The 20373-nt window shown below is 31.8% G+C and carries 17 protein-coding genes and 1 pseudogene; 11 read left to right on the top strand and 7 right to left on the bottom strand.

What is annotated here, in order from left to right:
- Nucleotides 1-90 precede the first annotated feature (90 nt).
- The 5 genes from ORL93_RS26405 (at nt 91) to ORL93_RS26425 (ending at nt 4266) form a co-directional block, all read left to right on the top strand.
- On the top strand, nt 91-684 hold the full coding sequence (locus tag ORL93_RS26405; RefSeq protein ID WP_265959863.1) for an ArsR/SmtB family transcription factor: 594 nt from the start codon (nt 91-93) through the stop codon (nt 682-684).
- Nucleotides 685-711: 27 nt separating this feature from the next.
- The gene (locus ORL93_RS26410; RefSeq protein ID WP_265959865.1) at nt 712-1962 is read left to right on the top strand and encodes an MFS transporter; all 1251 of its coding nucleotides are present in this window, start codon (nt 712-714) and stop codon (nt 1960-1962) included.
- Between the two features lie 372 nt (nt 1963-2334).
- On the top strand, nt 2335-3003 hold the full coding sequence (locus ORL93_RS26415; RefSeq protein ID WP_265959866.1) for an IS6 family transposase: 669 nt from the start codon (nt 2335-2337) through the stop codon (nt 3001-3003).
- 31 nt (nt 3004-3034) lie between these two features.
- The gene (locus ORL93_RS26420; protein WP_006097574.1) at nt 3035-3394 is read left to right on the top strand and encodes a helix-turn-helix domain-containing protein; all 360 of its coding nucleotides are present in this window, start codon (nt 3035-3037) and stop codon (nt 3392-3394) included.
- Between the two features lie 35 nt (nt 3395-3429).
- Nucleotides 3430-4266 carry an IS3 family transposase gene (locus ORL93_RS26425; protein WP_265959893.1) on the top strand — a complete coding sequence of 279 codons (837 nt, stop codon included), beginning with the start codon at nt 3430-3432 and terminating at the stop codon, nt 4264-4266.
- Nucleotides 4267-4508: 242 nt separating this feature from the next.
- Here ORL93_RS26425 and ORL93_RS26430 read toward each other — a convergent pair whose 3' ends face one another.
- Nucleotides 4509-4751: a hypothetical protein gene (locus ORL93_RS26430; protein ID WP_265959867.1), complete on the bottom strand. Its 243-nt coding sequence runs from the start codon at nt 4749-4751 to the stop codon at nt 4509-4511.
- Between the two features lie 1453 nt (nt 4752-6204).
- A complete protein-coding gene (locus tag ORL93_RS26435) occupies nt 6205-7698 on the bottom strand; it encodes a peptide MFS transporter (RefSeq protein WP_265959869.1) in 1494 nt (497 codons plus the stop codon).
- Nucleotides 7699-7943: 245 nt separating this feature from the next.
- Here ORL93_RS26435 and ORL93_RS26440 point away from each other — a divergent pair, with 245 nt between their 5' ends.
- Together ORL93_RS26440 and ORL93_RS26445 are read left to right on the top strand one after the other, a co-directional pair.
- On the top strand, nt 7944-8954 hold the full coding sequence (locus tag ORL93_RS26440; protein WP_483298361.1) for a DUF4046 domain-containing protein: 1011 nt from the start codon (nt 7944-7946) through the stop codon (nt 8952-8954).
- Nucleotides 8955-9033: 79 nt separating this feature from the next.
- The gene (locus ORL93_RS26445) at nt 9034-9741 is read left to right on the top strand and encodes an IS6 family transposase (RefSeq protein WP_265959871.1); all 708 of its coding nucleotides are present in this window, start codon (nt 9034-9036) and stop codon (nt 9739-9741) included.
- 107 nt (nt 9742-9848) lie between these two features.
- Here the strand turns inward: ORL93_RS26445 and ORL93_RS26450 are convergent, their stop codons facing one another.
- Entirely contained in the window at nt 9849-11198 is a 1350-nt protein-coding gene (locus tag ORL93_RS26450) for an erythromycin esterase family protein (protein WP_265959873.1), read from the bottom strand.
- 844 nt (nt 11199-12042) lie between these two features.
- Complete coding sequence (locus ORL93_RS26455; RefSeq protein WP_265959874.1) at nt 12043-12675, bottom strand: recombinase family protein; 633 nt, start codon at nt 12673-12675, stop codon at nt 12043-12045.
- A gap of 385 nt (nt 12676-13060) precedes the next feature.
- Between ORL93_RS26455 and ORL93_RS26460 the strand changes: the two genes are divergently transcribed.
- The 3 genes from ORL93_RS26460 to ORL93_RS26470 all read left to right on the top strand — a co-directional run bounded on the left by ORL93_RS26460 (nt 13061) and on the right by ORL93_RS26470 (nt 15968).
- Nucleotides 13061-13267, top strand: a complete 207-nt coding sequence (locus ORL93_RS26460) for a hypothetical protein (RefSeq protein WP_265959875.1) — start codon at nt 13061-13063, stop codon at nt 13265-13267.
- Between the two features lie 1155 nt (nt 13268-14422).
- Nucleotides 14423-15379, top strand: a complete 957-nt coding sequence (locus ORL93_RS26465; protein ID WP_373926193.1) for a hypothetical protein — start codon at nt 14423-14425, stop codon at nt 15377-15379.
- 406 nt (nt 15380-15785) lie between these two features.
- Nucleotides 15786-15968 (top strand): hypothetical protein, encoded by a 183-nt coding sequence (locus ORL93_RS26470; protein ID WP_078177390.1) that lies wholly within the window; start codon nt 15786-15788, stop codon nt 15966-15968.
- Nucleotides 15969-16435: 467 nt separating this feature from the next.
- Here the strand turns inward: ORL93_RS26470 and ORL93_RS26475 are convergent, their stop codons facing one another.
- Nucleotides 16436-17107 (bottom strand): CPBP family intramembrane glutamic endopeptidase, encoded by a 672-nt coding sequence (locus tag ORL93_RS26475; RefSeq protein ID WP_265959877.1) that lies wholly within the window; start codon nt 17105-17107, stop codon nt 16436-16438.
- Nucleotides 17108-18851: 1744 nt separating this feature from the next.
- On the opposite strand from ORL93_RS26475, the gene ORL93_RS26480 reads away from it, so the two are divergent.
- Nucleotides 18852-19286, top strand: coding sequence for a hypothetical protein (locus ORL93_RS26480; protein ID WP_016131629.1), 435 nt, complete (start codon nt 18852-18854; stop codon nt 19284-19286).
- 71 nt (nt 19287-19357) lie between these two features.
- Here the strand turns inward: ORL93_RS26480 and ORL93_RS26485 are convergent.
- Nucleotides 19358-19728: pseudogene (locus ORL93_RS26485) on the bottom strand (DDE-type integrase/transposase/recombinase); the annotation flags it as partial.
- Nucleotides 19729-19766: 38 nt separating this feature from the next.
- Nucleotides 19767-20339 carry a DUF6037 family protein gene (locus ORL93_RS26490; RefSeq protein WP_265959880.1) on the bottom strand — a complete coding sequence of 191 codons (573 nt, stop codon included), beginning with the start codon at nt 20337-20339 and terminating at the stop codon, nt 19767-19769.
- Nucleotides 20340-20373: the final 34 nt, after the last annotated feature.

Below are 20373 nucleotides of genomic sequence, written 5' to 3' on the forward strand. Positions count from 1 at the left end.
AGAAATTTCAGAAATCTCTTTCCCTTGATCTAAAATTGTAATACAATCGAGTTAAATAAATTTAACTGGTTAAAAAAAGGATGGTGCAAAATGAAACAAAAAGCGATTTCAATTATTGAAACATACGAACAATTAAAAGTAATAAGTGATCCATTGCGTACAAAAATGCTTATATACTTAGTCGAAAAGCCATATACAGGTCACCAACTTGCCCAACTTTTAAATCTTTCTCGCGCAAAAGTACACTATCATCTCCGCGAACTAGAAAAACACAACATCATTCAATTAGTAAAAAAAGAAGAACAGGGAGGAAATATTTTAAAGTACTATCAAGCCGTTTCACGTGGTTTTATTCCTGCAAATCACTTACTTCATTATTCTGAATCACAAGAGGCAACGAGACAATCTTATTTGGAAGTATTACATCGTGCACAAACAAGAGTATTAACTGCTCCAGATTCATCATTCAATTTAACATCTTCCGATGTTGAAGATTGGCCTAGTATCTCGATGCAAACAGAATTTTCATTAACAGAAGAACAATTTATAAAGTTTTTAAACCAGTATAGATACCTTGTTAAAGAAACCTTAAAAGATTCCACAAAAACTGATGCCAATAAAAACTTTTATGTTACAATCACAGGCTTTGAAATTGATCAACCACTCTTTAACCAAGATTCATAATTCATTATTTGTAGGGAGGAATATTCATTGAGTGAACCTTTCATATCACAACAAGCTCAACCTAAGTATACGAGTATTTCATTATTTAAAAACCGTGCATTTTTATTCCTTTGGTTATCAAGTACCGCTTCTTTTCTTGCTCTTTCAACCTACCTATTTGCAGAGCAATGGTATGTTATTCGAGCTTTAGGTCAGGAATCAGCGCTTGGGATTGTCATGATGGTAACTATGATCCCACGAGTCCTCCTAATGACTGTTGGAGGAGTGTGGGCAGATCGTTTTAAACGTTCAAAAATTATGTTAGTCTCTAGCTTCACGCGTTGCTTACTAATTTTTATTATGATTACTTTATTACATTTACATCTATTAAATTTATGGTCATTACTGGTCTTTGCACTACTGTTTGGAATTCTAGATTCTTTCTTCTCACCAGCGAATCAATCCCTTCTTCCTCTTCTAGTTCCCAAAGAGATGTTAACTCGATCTAATTCTTTTATTCAAACTTCCAATCAAGTTGCAATGTTTACTGGACCAATGATAGGTGGTTGGATTATTACCGTTAGTTCTTTCTCAGTTTTATTTTTCTCCGTCGCTTGTTTCTTAGTAATTTCATGCACTTTCACATTATGTATTAAAGAAAAAAAACTTTCACTTTCTTCCGGGCAAGCATCTGCCAAACAAGAGCTATTAGCAGGTTTTCAATATGTATGGAATATGCCTTTTTTAAAATCCATACTGTTCATTTTAATGACTATTAATGTCTTCTTCTTTGGTCCTTTACTTATGGGAATTCCATTATTAGCGAACGAAGTATTACATGGAAAGGCAGTAGAGGTAAGTTTTTTACAAAGCTCTTATCAAGGAGGAATGCTAGGTGGCGCTTTATTAATTGGACTTTTAAATATTAGAAAAAAAAGAGGGCTTTCTATTCTAATACTTATTTCTTTTCTTGGTATTTCACTTTCTTTTCTTGGTCAAATATATGTTTTATGGCAAGGAATCCTTTTACTTGTGATGATGGGTTTCATGTCTTCTATGATTAATGTACCACTGGTTTCTATTATTCAAGAAAACAGTGAAACAGATAAGCTAGGGAGAGTTATGAGCTTCGTAAGTGCCTCTTCCAATGGTTTAGTCCCGTTATCCTATGCTTTTGTATCCATATGCTTAACATTTGGCACTTCTATATCTGACATTCTACTATATTGTGGCTTGCTCATAACTATCTGCTCTTTTCTTTTTATAATAAAATATAAAATTGTACGTGATACAAATTAAGTAAACAGTGCAGTATTTTTAGTAGGGGTACCGCCACATCGCCATCAAGCTAAGAAAAGTAAACACCCCAAAAACGAAAAAAAAGAGCTAACTTTTCCAAATAACTAACTACAGAGCAAGAAAATTTTCATTTTGGGGGTACTACAAAACCTTAGCTTGATGGGCATGTATGGTGACCCCAATAATGGAAGTTATGTGAACTACAAAAAACTCCATTTGAAAATAATGGAGTTTTTTGTAGTGATTTATTTTTGTTTAAATACAAATATTTGTTTGTATGGTTCTGGTGCAAAAACTCTAAAACTTTTGCAAGTAATCTCCTAAACTTGGACATACTGATAGTATTACTCTAGAAAAAGGTGTGTGATCGATATGGAAAAGGAAAATTTGTTCAAATGGAAGCATTATCAGCCGGAACTAATCTTATTAACAGTAAGGTGGTACCTACGGTACAATTTGAGCTTCCGTAACCTGGTGGAAATGATGGAGGAACGAGGCTTATCCATAGCTCACACAACGATTATGCGATGGGTTCATCAATATGGACCTCAATTAGAAGAGAAAGTACGACATCATCTTAAAACAACAAATGATTCATGGAGAGTCGATGAAACTTATATTAAAGTGAAAGGGCAATGGATGTATTTATATCGTGCCGTTGATTCAGAAGGGAATACCATTGATTTTTATCTAAGTAAATCAAGAGATAAACAAGCAGCCAAGCGCTTTTTCAAGAAAGCCTTGGCTTTTTCGTACATTTCTAAACCACGTGTGATAACAGTAGATAAAAACCCTGCCTATCCTGTAGCGATTCAAGCGTTGAAAGAAGAGAAACATATGCCCGAAGGCATAAAGATAAGGCAAGTTAGGTATCTCAATAATATAGTGGAACAAGATCATCGTTTTATTAAGAAACGTGTGCGCTCTATGTTGGGGTTTAAGTCATTTAAAACTGCAACTTCTATATTGAGTGGTGTTGAAGCCATGCATATGATAAAAAAGGGACAGATTAATTTACGGAATCTGATATTATCCCCTTAAGGTAGACAGTGTAAAAAGACCATGAATAAACATGGATGTTACACTTTTACTTGGAGGGGATTTTATTATGGTTAAAAAAGGGGATAAATTTCAAACTTATTCAGATGAATTAAAGATACAAGTTGTAAAAAGTTATTTAAATGGTGAAGGTAGCCAAACAGCTATAGCTAAGAAATATAAGCTAAAAAGTAGAACACAGTTAATGAATTGGGTCCGGAGATATCAAGAAACAGGCGATATTTCAGACTTGCGGGGAAACAACGGCGGCAATAACGGCTTAAAAAACCTCTTGAAAGGTCGTCCTCGTACGAAATTCGATAGTGTGGAAGAAGAATTGGAATACTACAAGGCGCAGGTGGCTTATTTAAAAAAGCAGTATCCAAATCTATAGGAGGTGTTCTTGCTCAAACGGCTAAGTACGAGATTATTGAAGAACTACGTTCTCGATATAAAGTAACCTGGCTGGTCGTCATTGCGCAGTTAAATCGATCTAGCTACTATAAGTGGCGCTCAACATGTACGCAAAGACAATTACGCCTTTCAAAGGATCATACATTGCGTGAACAGATTCAAGCCATTCACATAAAACACAAGGAATACGGTTATCCTCGCATGAAAATCGCCTTACTAGAGGCTGGATTTTTAGTGAACCACAAAAAAGTATGTAGACTTATGCGAGAACTTCAAATTCAATCAATCATCCGTAAAAAGCGACGCTTTTTTAACGGGAAATCCTCAAAGGTTTTTCCGAATGTAGTAGAACAACAATTCCGAAACCGCAAACCAAATGAGGTACTTGTCACAGATATCACTTATTTGCCATTCAAAGATAAATTTCTCTATTTCTCGGTCGTTCAAGACATTTATAACAATGAAATCGTTGCTTGGAAACTCTCACATCGTAATGATTTACAACTTGTCCTAAAAACGTTAGATTTAGTAGCACAAAAAAGAGATGTGTATGGAACCATCATCCACTCAGATCAAGGATTCCAATATACATCTCATGCTTATTACCGTACGCTTCAACAGCTAGGCGCCATCGGCAGCCACTCCCGCAAAGGAAACTGCCATGACAATGCTTGCATTGAATCATTCTTCTCTCATTTTAAATCTGAAATGTTTTATCTTAATTATTATCAAACAAAGGAAGAACTAATTCAAGCTATTGAAACATACATCTATCATTACAACTACAAACGATTCCAAAAAAGGCTTAACCATCGAGCTCCGATTGAATATCGAATCTCGATGGCTGCATAGTCTTTTTTTACAGCTGTCCACTTGACGGGGGTAAGACCAATCAGTCTGTCCAAAATCAAAAAGAGTTCATCCACCAAGTGTTTGGACTTATAGCATAAAATACGATTTCACTAGGAATCTACTATTATCCGCGTTCTTCTTCATATATTTGCACCAGAACCAATTTTTTCATATATCTTACCATATAGTCGTTTATTTTCTCCTTTCAATCGCTTATTTTCACCCTCCAGTTCATTAATGCATTATCGTAATAATTGAATCATTGCATACTTACTCTCATCGCTCATTTGGCGTTTTACAGCTCTAGGTGACTGTTGCAATTGTTTGCGAAGCATTTCAATTCGTCCCCGGAAGTAAGATTGGGAAACCCCTGATTCCACAGAAACGGAGTTGAAGTTAATAGGCATACGGCAACGATTCGAGGAATAACCCGCCACATCTGTAAAAAATAGAATTCCTGTATTTTCCTTACTTTTTTGAAGCAAAAATACTCTAATTGAACTGTTTTTAATGTGGTATCTATTTAAAATTTAAGACTATTCATCCCAATAGAGTGTACTCTATTGGGATGGCGGACTATTTATTGATTTTCCTAAGGTGAAAGTGTCTCAAATGACTTGTACCAAAAAGTTAAATTGGAAATTTTTTCAGATGTGGCGGGTCAGTATACGAATCGTTTCAGTACCCCTAATACGCTCATTTATCCTGCTCAACTGTTTTATTGCCTGCTCAACTCTCATAACCGCCCCACCTCCTCCTATAAACATACATTCTTAAACTACTTTGTTTACTCTACTTTTTTAATACAGATATCTAATATTTGAAGAAAAAAATAAGAGATATTCCCCTTCTTAAAATACTTTAAGGAATATCTCCAATTATAGTATTGTTTTTTCGGGGGGATGGGCAAAAACATCCAAGTTTCCGTTCATGTTTAACTAGAAAAACAAAAAGAACTTGTAGGAATCACTACAAGTTCTTTTTGAAATAATGTTAATAAGGGTACAGCAAGCTACTTTAACAGACTTATTAGGGAAACTACTTGAAGACTGGTGTGACAAGTTCATTATATAACAAATATTAACATTTGAAGATTTTAATTTTGAAAATTTTGTGAATTAAGAAAACGGAACGATTTATTGTGTCTGTATTCCTAAAAAAATCCATTTGTTCATTTTGTACAAAATACTTTAAATCAACATCCATACTATAATAAATTATTAAAAATATAGATATAGGTAAATAGAGAAGAATGGGGGATTCTTACTGAATGACTTATATTTATATTTGGGATTAATTAACTATAATAAAATGAAACCCATGTTATCACTGCATATAATTCATGAATATATTGAGAGTGCTGTGATTCTGGCTGTGTATTTTGAGAAGAAGTAAATTTGTATATTTTTCACAAGAAATCATAAAAAAGACTTAGTCCTTGTGAGGAAAATAAGCCTTTTTACTATTTAGACTCACACAAATGATCTGCACATCAATTCATCTTTGATATACAGATCATTTGTATGATAATTTTTATAAATAATTGCGGAATAATGAACTTACATAAATGCTTTTAAAAGCTCTTGTACGGCTGGAATTAATCCACCTAAAAATTTTAAAACTGCCATTGCGATTGCCATATTATTTCCTCCTCTTTAAATTTCTGAATATTAAGAATTCTATAAATTCATTATATTACAGATTTAAGAATATGACAATATCTTTTTTATTTTCTCTAAGATTTCGAAGTACGCCCATAACAACATTTTTCACGCCACATTTATTCATGATAATTAAGTTCACTTTTTTGTTTTGGGGTGGATTTGCTTTCTTAAGTTGATGGACATGTATAGTGACCCCTATTTAGAAATTTTTACACCAGAGACAAAAAGATGTGCACAAAAGATTGTTGTAAAACAATCTTTTGGCACATCTTTTTTAGTTGATACCTTTCATAAGTTCTTTAATTCTAGGTGCCATGAAATATAATATGACACTTAATAGTATGGATAGACCTCCAATTACACCAAAATAAATAATTTCGGTTTCCGGTTTATATAAACGAACAAGTTGAGCATTTATTGCTTGTGCCGCTGCACTAGTTAAGAACCACAGGCTCATTGTTTGAGCAGAGAAAGCAGCTGGTGCCAATTTTGTTGTAATTGATAAACCTACTGGTGATAAACAAAGTTCCCCAATTACTACTAATAAGAAGCTAATCACTAACCACATAGGGCTTACTAAAGATTCCGTACCATGGATATAAGAAGGAATAATCATAACTAAGAATGATAAACCGGCAAATAATAAACCTATAGCAAATTTATTCGATGTACTAGGTTGACGTGAGTTAAGCTTTACCCACAACCATGCAAAAACTGGTGCTAATACAACGACATAAATAGGGTTTAATGATTGGAACCATGAGGATTGAAGTTCAAATCCTGCAAATTGTAACTGAGTACGTTGGTCAGCATAGGTAGCTAAAATTATAGCTCCTTGTTCTTGAATAGCCCAGAACATAGTAGCCGCAATAAATAACGGTATATATGCAAGAAGACGGGATTTTTCTACTTTTGTAGTTTTTGGACTACGATACATAAAAATAAAGTAACATGTTGGAATAATAATTCCTAAAATACTCACTAATAAAGTAAAACGATTAATAGTTAAAATACCTGTTGGTATTGTTACAAGACATAATAATAAGATAAATACTATACCAATGCTAAACTGTTTAATTACTTTTTTTCTTTCACTGCCTGTTAAAGGATTTGGTACTTGCGTTCCTGCTAAGCCAAGATTCTTCTTTTTTGTAAGAACAAAAATGACTAATCCTAACGCCATACCAATTGCAGCAACACCAAAACCTAGATGGAAATTATACTGTTGACCTAGTGTTCCAACAATAAAAGGAGATAAAAATGCACCTAAGTTAATTCCCATATAGAAAATACTGAATCCTGAATCTCGACGTGTATCTGTTTCACTATATAAATCACCAACAATGCTAGATACATTGGGTTTTAATAAACCTGTTCCAAATACTAAAAATACCATAGAGATGAATAAAGTACTAATAGTACCAGGGAGTGCTAAAATAAGGTGGCCTATCATAATTAAAACTCCACCCCAAAAAACTGTTCTACTTGAACCTAATAGACGGTCAGCAACCCAACCACCAATAATACCAGACATATAAACTAGTGATCCATAGATGGCCATAATTGATGCAGCAGTGGCATGATCCATGCCTAAACCACCTTTAGAAATTGAATAATACATGTAGTATAGTAGTATAGCTCTCATACCATAATAGGAGAATCTCTCCCAAAATTCCGTGAAAAACAATGTGAATAAACCTTTAGGATGTCCAAAAAAACCCTTTTGCGGAATAGTCTGAATAATTTCTTTTTTGTCTAGTGTCCTCATATTACTACTCTCCTTAAGACTCTTTAATAAGATCATGCTATTTTAGTATAACTGAAGAATTCGCAATTTAAAATTAATATTTATTATTTTTAAATATTTACTTTGTTAATTTTTAAATTTTTTCGACAATATAGGTATATTTTTTTATAATAGGATGTAACCCTAATCATATTATTCGCTTTTTAATATATATTAATAATTTTTCGTTAAGTATATTAATAAATATAATATTTCTACTAGTGTAAATGGGAGGAAGTTTTGAAGTGCAAACGATAGCAATAACAATAGAGGATATCTATCAAGAAATATTAGACGGGAAAAGAAGTAGGTTCCCAGCTAATACATGGAAAGAAGACGACAATAGAGAACTATCTAGAAGAGTAATAAAATATTTAATTGAAACAATCTTAAAGTGGGATGAAGAAGATATTAAACAAAAATGGAATACACCTTTAATTGTAAAATATCGATTACTTGGTGTACTCAAACATAGTTATGATAATAGTCCCTATAAAATGATTGAAGACTTATATCCCAATAGATTTAAAGAGTGGGAATTTGGTATGGCACCTTTAAATTTTTGGAATAAAGAAAAAGCTCTAGAAGTATTAAAATGGACTATTGAAGAAAAAGAACAGCTAAGAGAAGAACAACTATTAAAAATATATAGTAAAAAATGGTTAGTAAAAAATAAACTCGCTGCCCCATTAGTTATGTACTGGAATGGTAGCCCTTATTCAATGCTAAACTCTTTATATCCTAATAAATTTAAAGAATGGGAATTCATTATGACTCCTAACAAGTTTTGGACCAAAGATAAGGCATTAGCAGCACTAAGATGGACTATTGAAGAGAAAGAAAAATTAACGCCTGCCCAATTATTACAAGTTTACAGTGTAAAATGGCTAACTAATCATAAATTGATCTCTCCTTGTCAGATATTATGGGGGAACAATCCGTACTCTATGCTAAATGATTTATATCCTGGTCAATTTAAAGAATGGGAATTTAAATTTACACCTACTGGCTTTTGGACTGAAAAAAAAGCATTAAAGGCGCTGAAATGGACTATTGAAGAAAAAGAAAAACTAACAGAGGAGCAATTACTATCTACCTATACACAAAGGTGGTTAATAAAACATAAATTATGGACACCATTAAGAAGATATTGGAATGGTAGTCCATACGAGATGTTAAATGCTTTATATCCCAATCGCTATTCAAAAAATATGTTAAAAGGTTATAAAAATAAATAATATTTTTGGTTCTGGTGCAAAAAATCTCTTAAACTTGGACATACTGATATTACTACTCTACAAAAGGTGTGTGATCAGTATGGAAAAGGAAAATTTGTTCAAATGGAAGCATTATCAGCTTGAACTAATCTTATTAACAGTAAGGTGGTACCTACGGTACAATTTGAGCTTTCGTAACCTGGTGGAAATGATGGAGGAAAGAGGATTATCAATTGCTCACACAACGATTATGCGTTGGGTTCATCAATATGGACCTCAATTAGAAGAGAAAGTACGACATCATCTTAAATCAACAAATGACTCGTGGAGAGTCGATGAAACTTATATTAAAGTAAAAGGGCAATGGATGTATTTATATCGTGCAGTCGATTCAGAAGGTAATACAATTGATTTTTATCTAAGTAAATCAAGAGATAAACAAGCAGCCAAGCGCTTTTTCAAGAAAGCCTTGGCTTTTTCGTACGTTTCTAAACCTCGCGTGATAACAGTAGATAAGAACCCTGCCTATCCTGTAGCGATTCAAGAGTTGAAAGAAGAGAAACATATGCCTGAAGGCATACAACTAAGGCAAGTTAGATATCTCAATAATATAGTGGAACAAGATCATCGTTTTATTAAGAAACGTGTGCGTTCTATGTTGGGATTCAAGTCATTTAAAACAGCAATTTCTATATTGAGTGGTGTTGAAGCCATGCATATGATGAAAAAAGGACAACTTCACCGACAGGTGAAGTCTACCCAAAATGAAGTTGAATTTGTACATAACTTATTTGGAATTGTATCATAATCTGGAATTGAACAGATTGTGTAGTTTCTCTATATCTCTATTAAATGATTTTTGCACCAGAACCAAGCAACAAGCGCACCAATACAATAGATGGTGCGCTTGTTGTTTTATTTAATTCGTGAAGGGCTAATATGCTCTAGCCATAGAATACCATCATATTGTTGGTTAGGAATCATGATTTCATCTATATATCCCCAATACTGGCCGATAATAGGCATATACATCCAAGAGGTTTCAGGGCGATTTTCCTCATCTTTTAAATTTACAAATACTTGCGGATGTTGTGCAGCTTTTAAAATTTCTTCGACACTATTGGCTTGATGCATTTCCTTTACATTTTTAATCTGTGTATTATCCGAACCTAAACTGCTACCACTATATGCAAATAAACCGACTGTGTACATTTGATTTTTCAAATACTGTGGTATCATATCCATCATATTTGGGAATGGGAATGGGGATGCGGCTTGAATCATATTAGAATTTTGTTTTCTAATATGATAATTGTGTCCCCACACAATCATTTTTTTATTCTTAAATTGCATCTCGCTTAACCATGCTAAATTCTGTGCCATCCTTTGATCTCGAGTGTAAACTGCGAAATCATCTGGATATTTTTCAGGTGGAATATTCTTCCGATCTTTCACTTCATTTGGGATATATGTTTTAAGCGTATCGATTCGAATCTTGATTGACTTTTCTAGAAGATTTACATCATAGGATGCTTTAGGCGCTACTTGTTGCAATTCATTTTTATGTTGTTGGATAAACTCTTTTATTTTTTCGTATTTGTCCAAAAGGGATGCCTGCATTGCTTCAAATTCCTTATAAGAAGAGACAGAACGATATTTCACGATTTCTCCTTCTGCTTCTACAAGTAATTTACCTATTTCAGGATTCAATTTCCCAATCCATTCATTTGCAGATGTTGCAAATATAGCAGTCGCAGCATCCCCAGGTATTAGTATATCAAATCCCGTTAAAACAAGAGGTGTTCCTTTTTCTTTTTGTTCTTTTATATATTGAAATAATTCTTCCACATCTTCTGTATACCAAACATCATAAATAGCTTTCTTCATTGCTTGTTCAGCTGTTAAATCATCTATATTTTGATACACAGCATTCGCTTGCGCAAAGCCTGATTCAAATGCAATCACATCATAACCCATTTCTTCATGCAAATACTTAATGATACGAACCTTTGATTGATTCATTTCTGTTGAACCATGAGTAGACTCACCTAGTGAAACAATACGTTTGCCCTGTAAGGTTTGTTTCAAAAATGATAAATCTTCATTCGAACTAGCAGTTGGTTCTTGTAATTTAACCGCATGTTCACGAACCCAATTCTGCCATTTTGGTTGATCTGCAGGCAGTTCTTCAGCAGATGCTACTGTTGAAAACGTTGTTAGTGCAAATAAAGTAGTTACGAATCCTTTTTTCCATTTTGAAAACACAAATATCCCTCCTGATTTTTTATAAACTTTATTACCTAAATCTAATTATCTATCATTCATTTGAAAAAATGAGAATAATTAGATTTATATGTTTATACTAGAGGATGGATTTTATAAAAATCAAGAAAAAAGTATAATAATCCTATAATTTAAAAATATTACCAAAAGAATTCTCCTTCCTCAAAGAATACGAAAGGAGAAGCTTTCATTTTCTGTTTTGGAGTAATTCTGAATTCTTAAGTTGATGGATGTGTGGGGCGGGACCCCATATAATGTTGTGTTATGTAATCCTGACATGAATAGAATATTCTTAATGTAACATTTTGTTATTTCCGATAAAATGGAATAAAAAGGAGATGATTATACTGCAAATCTTTTTCTATTTCTTGATTATTCTGTTATTTCTTGTGGTTGATTACTTTTGGTTAGAAGACGAGAGCAAAAGATGGGGGTGGTTTAAAAATAGAAGTAAAAAGCAAAAAACAATCTTTTTTACTCTTTTTCTTCTCTTAACTTTCATAGGATACATACTTTTTGATGCTAAATACTTTAAAATCTGATACCTTTACTTAGCTAAAGAATCCAATTTTTTTTGAGAATTCAATAGTTTATATCATTCACTTCCCGTTCCCATAATACTGATTATGCGAAGGGAATATTAAAGGTTTTACAATACTTTATGTTAGTAAAAAGTGCTTTCACGTACAGAAAACACCATTTCAGTCTACAACTATTTTTTAGCAGTCTAGTTCTTTTTTCTATAGTCTAAAACATTTTTTAATGAAACAGTAGTACCAGCGTTCTTACAACTAGGGGCAAAGTCGCATTTCTTATAGGAGCGATGCTACTTTGTTTCTTCATATTCCTTCATTATTTTATAAAACGTGTTTTTCCTTAGTTCTAACATTTCCATAAACATAACAGCAGTTATTTCTCCACTCTTCCATTTTGAATGAGTTTCTTCTATTATATTTATTTGTTGTTTGCTTAATGTCGAAAGATTCACCTGAGGACGTCCTAAGTGTTTTCCTTGAGATTTAGCTACCGCAATCCCTTCAGCTTGTCGCTGATGAATTTTTTTACGTTCTTGATCTGCAACATAGGAAAGCAAAGATAAGAATTGGTCTTCCATTAATCTTCCCATATCACCCATCTCACGAAATTTACGACTATCGAACAGAGTTTCGTTTTCTAAAACAACAATATCAGCCTGTAATTCCCTTGTTATGTATTTCCACTCCGAAATTACTTCATCATAGTTACGTCCCATACGATCTAAAGCATCTATGTAAACAATATCACCTGTACTCAATATTTTTCGTAATAATTGATACTGAGGACGATCAAAATGTCGTCCACTTGCTTTGTCGACAAAAATACGCCGAGCTTCCACCCCGCGTTCCATCATCTTATGTAATTGACGTTGTTCATTTTGATCTTTTGTACTTACACGTATATATCCATAAATATTTGCCACTTTTAATATTCTCCTTACATTTGTTACTATAATTATACCACATTCGTTTATAAAGGTAATCACACAAAATAAACGTTTATAAATGATTGTTGATAACCTTTTTAAACTTGATATTTCAATGTTTCATAGATGTACCTACCCCGTTTATAAAGGTATACCTTTAAGGACGCTCGTTCGCTTTTTAGGACGATTTATAAAACTCACTAATTATGACTTTGCGCATAAATAATATAAGAATTGAATTACTGAATATTTATAATATTTAGCGTAAAAAATATCAATTTACTATAATATGTAATTTATGTAAAATTATAATTAAGCTAAACTCTTCTTTAAATTCTTGCCCCTAACAAGGATTTAAAGACCATGCTATTTTTAGCTACAAATGCGTAAAAAGAAAAAAGCCAAATCTATACAGAATTTGGCTTTTTTCTTTGGAGTTCATGTAAATAACAACTTGAACCCACTACTCTTTTTCAAATGTAATTGTATTTTATCATATTTTAAACGTTTTGTTGTTATATTTCTAACTTATCAGAAAATTGCAGGTGAATATTTAGAACAATCTTTAGCCTATGATATTGCCCCGTAACTACTTGTATATAATAGAAGGTAAAACTAAGTTCATGACTTTTTATAATTTGTAAAAATAATCATTAAATTCTTATAGCTAATGTGTACCAAAAGGTGTGTTTTGTTTTCGGTATATACCTAAAATTATTTTCATACCTTTTGATACTGCACAAACAAATTAGTAGTAAATTTCTCAATATGGGTATTGTCACTATTTTTATCTATAATATTCAAAATTGACAGTTAATGTAATATGATAAAAAGGTGATGGTTATCACCCTTTTTCTTTCTCCTTATGACATAGATAAGACCAAATCTGGTCTTATCTTTTTTATTTATGGGGTACTTGTTGTCATTGGCTTGATGGAGGTGTGGGCTATCCCAATACATGCCTTAATAAGAAAATGTGATATTTCGTTGACCTTACTCATATATGTAATATTACATATAAAAATATATTGATATGAATATAAGTGCTTACTATAATAAGAGCATAAAGATAAATCATGTCTTAGCAACAACAAAAGAGGAGGAAATAATATGGCAATCGCAATGGCAGTTTTAAAATTTTTAGGTGGATTAATTCCAGCCGTACAAGAGCTTTTAAAAGCATTTATGTAAGTTCATTATTCCACAATTGCAATTATATGTAAAAAAACATTATACAAATGATCTGTATATCAAGAATGAATTGATGTGCAGATCATTTGTGTGAGCAATGCTTAAAAATAAAAAAGAATCCCAAAAGAAATAAGGGATTCTTTTTTTATTTTTAGTTTTGGTCTTAAATATTAATCTATTTTTCAAAACATGTTTTTTTTGTTTGTTCATTTATTAAAGTTATCAACATTAATTTAATCGTATTTTATTTTAAGGCAACAGTTTAAGAGATTGCTTATAATTATCCTCAAGTTTTTGCATAAAAAATCAATGAAAGACTTTTGTAACATTTATGAAAGATAATTGAAAGGTATTTAAAATAAGATATACATATCGAAGGTGATTTTATTTTAATTCGAGGTAAAAAGTATAAGCAATTATAGTATAATTTCATTTTTTGTATCTTACATAGAAAAAACATAGTGTTTTAATGAGAGTATAAGATTCTTACATTCTATGAGAAGTAAAAGAGATAGTATTTTGCAAATAATTTAAATAATAAGAGGTGTGTAACATGAAAAGACATAAAATTAAGAAAATTACAAAAGTTATACCTGCAGCATTTGTATTGAGTACAGCCTTATTCGTAGCACCAGGATTTTCTTCTGCGGCTACTGATACTCCTACGAACGTAGGCAACCTTCCAGTAGTAATAAGTTCTCAAGAGGCAAAAGCACCGATGACAGCAGAACAAGTTCAGCGAAATGGTATGGAGCTTCCTTACATTCCTACAGGTCCTTATGAAGAGTTTCCTAATGAATGGCATGTGTCTACAAACGATGGAGCTTTAATTGATTATGTATATGTAGATGTAGTTGCTAATGAGAATGGAACTAGTATCGATAATGTAATTAAATATGAAGGCTATAAGATTTTAAAAGCTGATGGTACTTGGCTTGAAGATGGAGAATCATATAGTAAAACAGCAAAAAAAGGAGAGGTATTATATTCAATAGCAATTCCTAAAACTAATCCAGCTTTATCTGATACTAAATTAAAGAAAAAACTGAGCTGGAAATTAATTGATTCAAATATAATAGATAAAAATTCAGGTTATCATTGGAGCAAAGCGGTTACAAGTGGTATTTCGCATAATGTAACTGTAGGATTATCATATACAATTGGGATGGAAGTAGGTCTTGAGGGGATTGCAACAGTAAATCAATCATTAACTGCAAGTTTTGGTTATGGTATTACATTAAATTCCGAAGAGACAGTTACGAAAACATTTGATTTTAATCCAAAACCGGATTATGCATATGATCAATATAGAACTGCATTATATCAACAAGTAGCTAACTATTCAGTTGCTCCAGGTGCAGGATTACAAAAATGGATGTCTGATTGGGAAAATAATGATCCTATAAATCAAGTGTTTAAATTGCTTGGTAAACCAGCACCAGTTAAATATAAAGTAAAAGAAGCAGTTAATTATCCAGTAGATGTTTTAGTTGCTCTTACTTCGAAATAATAAAAAAGCTAGCAAAATGCTAGCTTTTTTTGTTGTCGTCAATAAGTGTTTTTATATCATTAAATATAAAATGTATCTAATATATGGGGTACCGCCAGCATTTTGGAAAAAAACCACGCTAAGAGCATGCAGAATTTTATACAGTTTTTTAGCTAATCCAGTAACAAACGAGAACCTGAAAACCGGACCATAATAGGAATGTATAAAAAATCGCATAGATTCACAGAAAAAGAAAAAGGCGAATCCCTTGTGAGAGTAAGGGGACGCCTTTGTCCTTGCTACCGATAATGATGCGTTATGTTAACCTCAAATGTATACGACATGCAGAAAAGAAATTCATATCAAGTCACTTTCTTTTTGGTATAATATGGATAAGTAAGGTGATGAAATGGAGTGAAAAACATTGATGAAATTGATTGCCAAGAATGGTCATTGGGTATTGCTTATTGTAGCTTGTATTAGTTTTCTTAAAGATCTAGTACTTGCTTCACATACATCAATCAAAGTTCTCTCAGGTCTTATCTTCTTAACTGCTTTATTCGTTGTATTTGTTTTGGAGAAAAAGAAAAGGAATATAGCTAAATCATAGTGCTCCCAGTAGCACGACGTAGGGGTTTGCTGCTCTCTACATGGAATAATGAGGATAAGGGGTATCTTTATTGGTGAAGGTGCTTGAATACATAACACACAATATTGGGACCATCTGTAAAAAATGGACTTAACAACTTCTGATAACGCATGTTTATGTTAACTAAATTAGCTTAAGATTAAATCATTGGAGGAAAAAATATGAAAAATAAAATACCTCTAATAACATTCATTTTAGCTGCTTTATTTGTAGCTGGAGGTTTTGCATTCTTCTACTGGATCAAAACATTCCCATTCAACTAAAGAAACCTAACTACCGATAACAGGAATTATGTAAAAAGTAAAGCCGTCCTGATGGACGGTTTTTTGTATTTTTTGGCGAGCGTGGTTTTTTCCCAAGTGCTGGAGATACTCCTTATAGTCTTGCGAAATATAATTTTAAATAATGCGTCTTTTGCTTCATTATGATTATATAAATGTATATAAATTGTAAGTCATATGTCCAATTATTACTGGGATTATTGAGTTAGTTTTCTTATAAAGCAAACCATAAATTATACCCATTAGAGTTGCAAAAATAATAAATGCAAAGTCATAGTTATGAGCTAAACCAAATAATAAACTGGATATAATTAACCCAGTAAAAAAAGAATATTTGATTTCTAAAAATCTAAGAATAATTCCACGATATAGAATTTCCTCTAAAACAGGTCCGATTAATACATGTGTTGATATAGCAATTATGTATATGATAAAAGATTGTTCGGATAATGTGTCTATTCCTAAATCTGTTGCTTGTATATTTGCTGAATCATTCGAGATGATATTTGCAATCAATATATATACATATGTCCTACCTCGATTTAGTGATTTAATATTAAGGGTAGATAATATTAGATTATAAAAAGATTTGTGTGTGAAAATGTAATAAATAGCAAATGAAAATATAGAAAGGGTTAATAAAAAATTTTTAGCTATTTCTAAACTGTCATTATTATCAAATAATTGTACGGTAATATGTAATGAAAATACTATTTTTAATAATAACCCAAAAAGAAATGGTGCAAATATCGATATTACTAGTGTTCCTAAAATAAATTGTTTCCATGAAATCAGGTTTTTATTTTGAAAATTAGTCATAGATGTTAAGTCCTTTATATTTTATTTTAAAGTTTTGTGAAATTAGATGAATAATTAAAAATTATGTTATGGATGTTCATTTTGAATTTTTAATTGCAGTTTTAGTATAACTTAAGATATATAAAAGCTAAATATTTTAATATTCAAGATAAGAGGTATTACTATATCACCTTAAAAAATAAACTATCCCAAAACGAAAAAGCTAACTTCCTATCTGAAAAAAGATAAGAAGTTAGCTTTTTCGGATACTACCAATAAGTGATGTTATGGTAACTAAAATTATATAGAGTAAGTAAGTCTTTGTAAGTATTATCACCATGGTATAATATGGTTAATTCTGTTTATAAAAAGGAGAAATGTTTAATGGGAGTTTTTACAGCAGTGTTAGTAACTAGCTCGATTTTATTATTAGCTTGGGTTGTAGGTGAAAGAGAAAAACAAAATCAACAATAATATTTTATATTTATGGATAATTATAATTGTTAAAAAAGCTAGCATCGATCTAGCTTTTTCTTTTTTTGTTTACAGGTGTTCTAATCTCTTTATTTATGATGTTTTGAATGTATACTTTTCTAGTCGTTTTTGAGGAAAATGGGTAAGTTGCGATAGAGCTAATAAAATCAAGGAAATGAATGTAAACAAATAATAAAAAGTTTACATTCGTATTTATAATAAATAAAAAGCACTTTTTAATGTTTTAAAAGTGCTTTAACTTGATGTTGATGTGACGGAACCTCTAGTATGTAGAAATTTAAAAAAGTCCCTTCATAATGTTAAAGGGACTTTGCTCACACAAATGATCTGCACATCAATTCATTCTTGATATACAGATCATTTGTATGATGTTTTTTTACATATAATTGCAATTGCTGACTAATGAACTTACATTACTGCTTTTAAAAGCTCTCCTACTAATGGGATGATTCCACCTAAGAATGATAAAACTGCCATTGCGATTGCCATATTATTTCCTCCTCTTTTTTCGTATTAAGATATAATAATTTTTACAAATAATTGCTGACTAATGAACTTACATTACTGCTTTTAAAAGCTCTTGTACGAATGGGATGATTCCACCTAAGAATGATAAAACTGCCATTGCGATTGTCATAGTATTTTCTCCTCTTTTTTCGTATTAAGATATGATAATTTTTATAAATAATTGCTGACTAATGAATTTACATTACTGCTTTTAAAAGCTCTTGTACGAATGGGATGATTCCACCTACAAATTTTAAAACTGCCATTGCGATTGTCATAGTATTTCCTCCTCTTTTTTTGTATTAAGATGTGATGAATCTTTATGCTTTTATTATAGTAAGCGCTTACAATTATATCAATATATTTTTATATGTAATATTGCATATGGAGGGTAAGGTCACGAAATATCACATTTTCGCATTAAGACATGTATTGGGAATTAATTGTTCCCTAAAACAAAAAAATGAACTGAATTCTTATAGATAACTGTGGTGAGATAAAATTTTTGTTTTGGGGTACTTCAAAATATTAGGTTGATAGGCATGTATGGTGACCCCATATAGATGATTTCGTTCTGTACAGTTCTGACGACTTAGTGCAGGCTATAAATCTTTACATGCTTGAAGATATGTACATATTCATTATTGAATTTCTTAATATTAAAATGTATTATAAAAATGCGCAACTTCTAATGCAAGTAAATAGGACTATGAATTTTGAACAAATAAAATATTTTGAAGTAATATAGTTGCCGAAAAATGAGGTGGAATTAATCGAAACAGTACATATTAAATGGTATGGATCGTATAGTTTTAATGATTTTTATAATAGAGAAGAAGCTTTTAAGAAAGGAATATTTGCAATCTTTAGAGTATGTGCTGGAAAAGAAACATTTCTCTATATAGGAAAAACCCAAGGACACTTTATACAAAAGATAAGGGAACTTCATAAAGAGTGGCTGTTTGATGCAAGCGAAATAAAGATTAGATTAGGAATAATAGAATTCCCTAATGGTGAAAGTTATTCTGAAAAGAAGATAGAAGAGGTTAAATCCCTTTTGATTTTACGGCATACCCCATCAGAAAACACCACACCTTCAGTATACTATAGAGGACGGTTTAATTTAAAAATTATAAATAAGGGAAGAAGGGGCTTAATTGTTAAAAAGCTTTCCCCAGAAGATCTAGTATGGATATAAGTTGAATGGTTCTGGTGCAAATACTTAGGAAAGATATAAAGAGGCGAAAAGTTTCCTAGTGGAATCTAGTCTTAAGCAGCAATTCCAAATAGTTGATGGATGAACTTCACTTGATTTTGGACAGACTTGTCCAGTAAAACAAGTTGCCCTTTTTTACCATATGCATAGCTTCTATTCCAGAAATAATGGATATAGCTGTGCGAAAGGATTTCAATCCTAACACCGAACGAACTCGCTTTTTAATAAACCGATGATCTTGTTCCACTATGTTATTGAGATATTTCACTTGCCTTAGTTGGATGCCTAATGGCATCTTTTTTTCTTTTCTCAATTCTTCAACTGCTATAGGATAAGCTGGATTCTTATCTACTGTCACGACACGAGGCTCAGAAATATGAAAAGACTGCAAAGCTTTCTTGAAGAATCGCTTTGCAGCGTTTTCGTAAGTTTAACATTTTGTAAGTTTTGTAAAACTCAATTTCATTCTGGATCTGAATAAGCTACAGCTTTACTTCTAATATCTGTCCACCTACTACTTATGTTTTTGCGTTTACAAGTATTATAGGCATTTCTTCCGAGTATTTCTTTAGTTTTTTGTAGGTTCTCTGGTCTTGGACCTTTACCAGTTTTTTCATGATTCAGCCACCCTAAAAAATATATCTTGTCAGCCTCTTCTACATCTCGTCTATATCGAGCTACATCATGAGGTTGCGGTTGATTATTTATGTTAATCGTTACAGGGATTCGCTGATTAAACGCTTCAAAGAAACGCCTAGACTTAAAGGGGTTATCTGGATCATACTCCAGTCCTAATACTTCACATAATTCATTGTATTTTTCACCTAAATAAGTACTAATGTTGAATCCTGGATTTACATCTAATTCGAAATAAAAATTTCTTAATTTTGCTCCAAACATTAATTTAAAAGGTGATTCATCTATAAAAAAGAAAACATCAAAAGTTACTTTATTAAAAGTGAAATCAAATTTATAACGATTTATCCCTTGAGATTTCATAGTTTGATATAGTTGTATAAGAGCATCTAGTTTCATTGTTTCTCCTCCAATTATAAATTTTTACTTTCTA

It is taken from the genome of Bacillus sp. DHT2 (assembly GCF_026241455.1).
GTDB lineage: Bacteria > Bacillota > Bacilli > Bacillales > Bacillaceae_G > Bacillus_A > Bacillus_A pseudomycoides.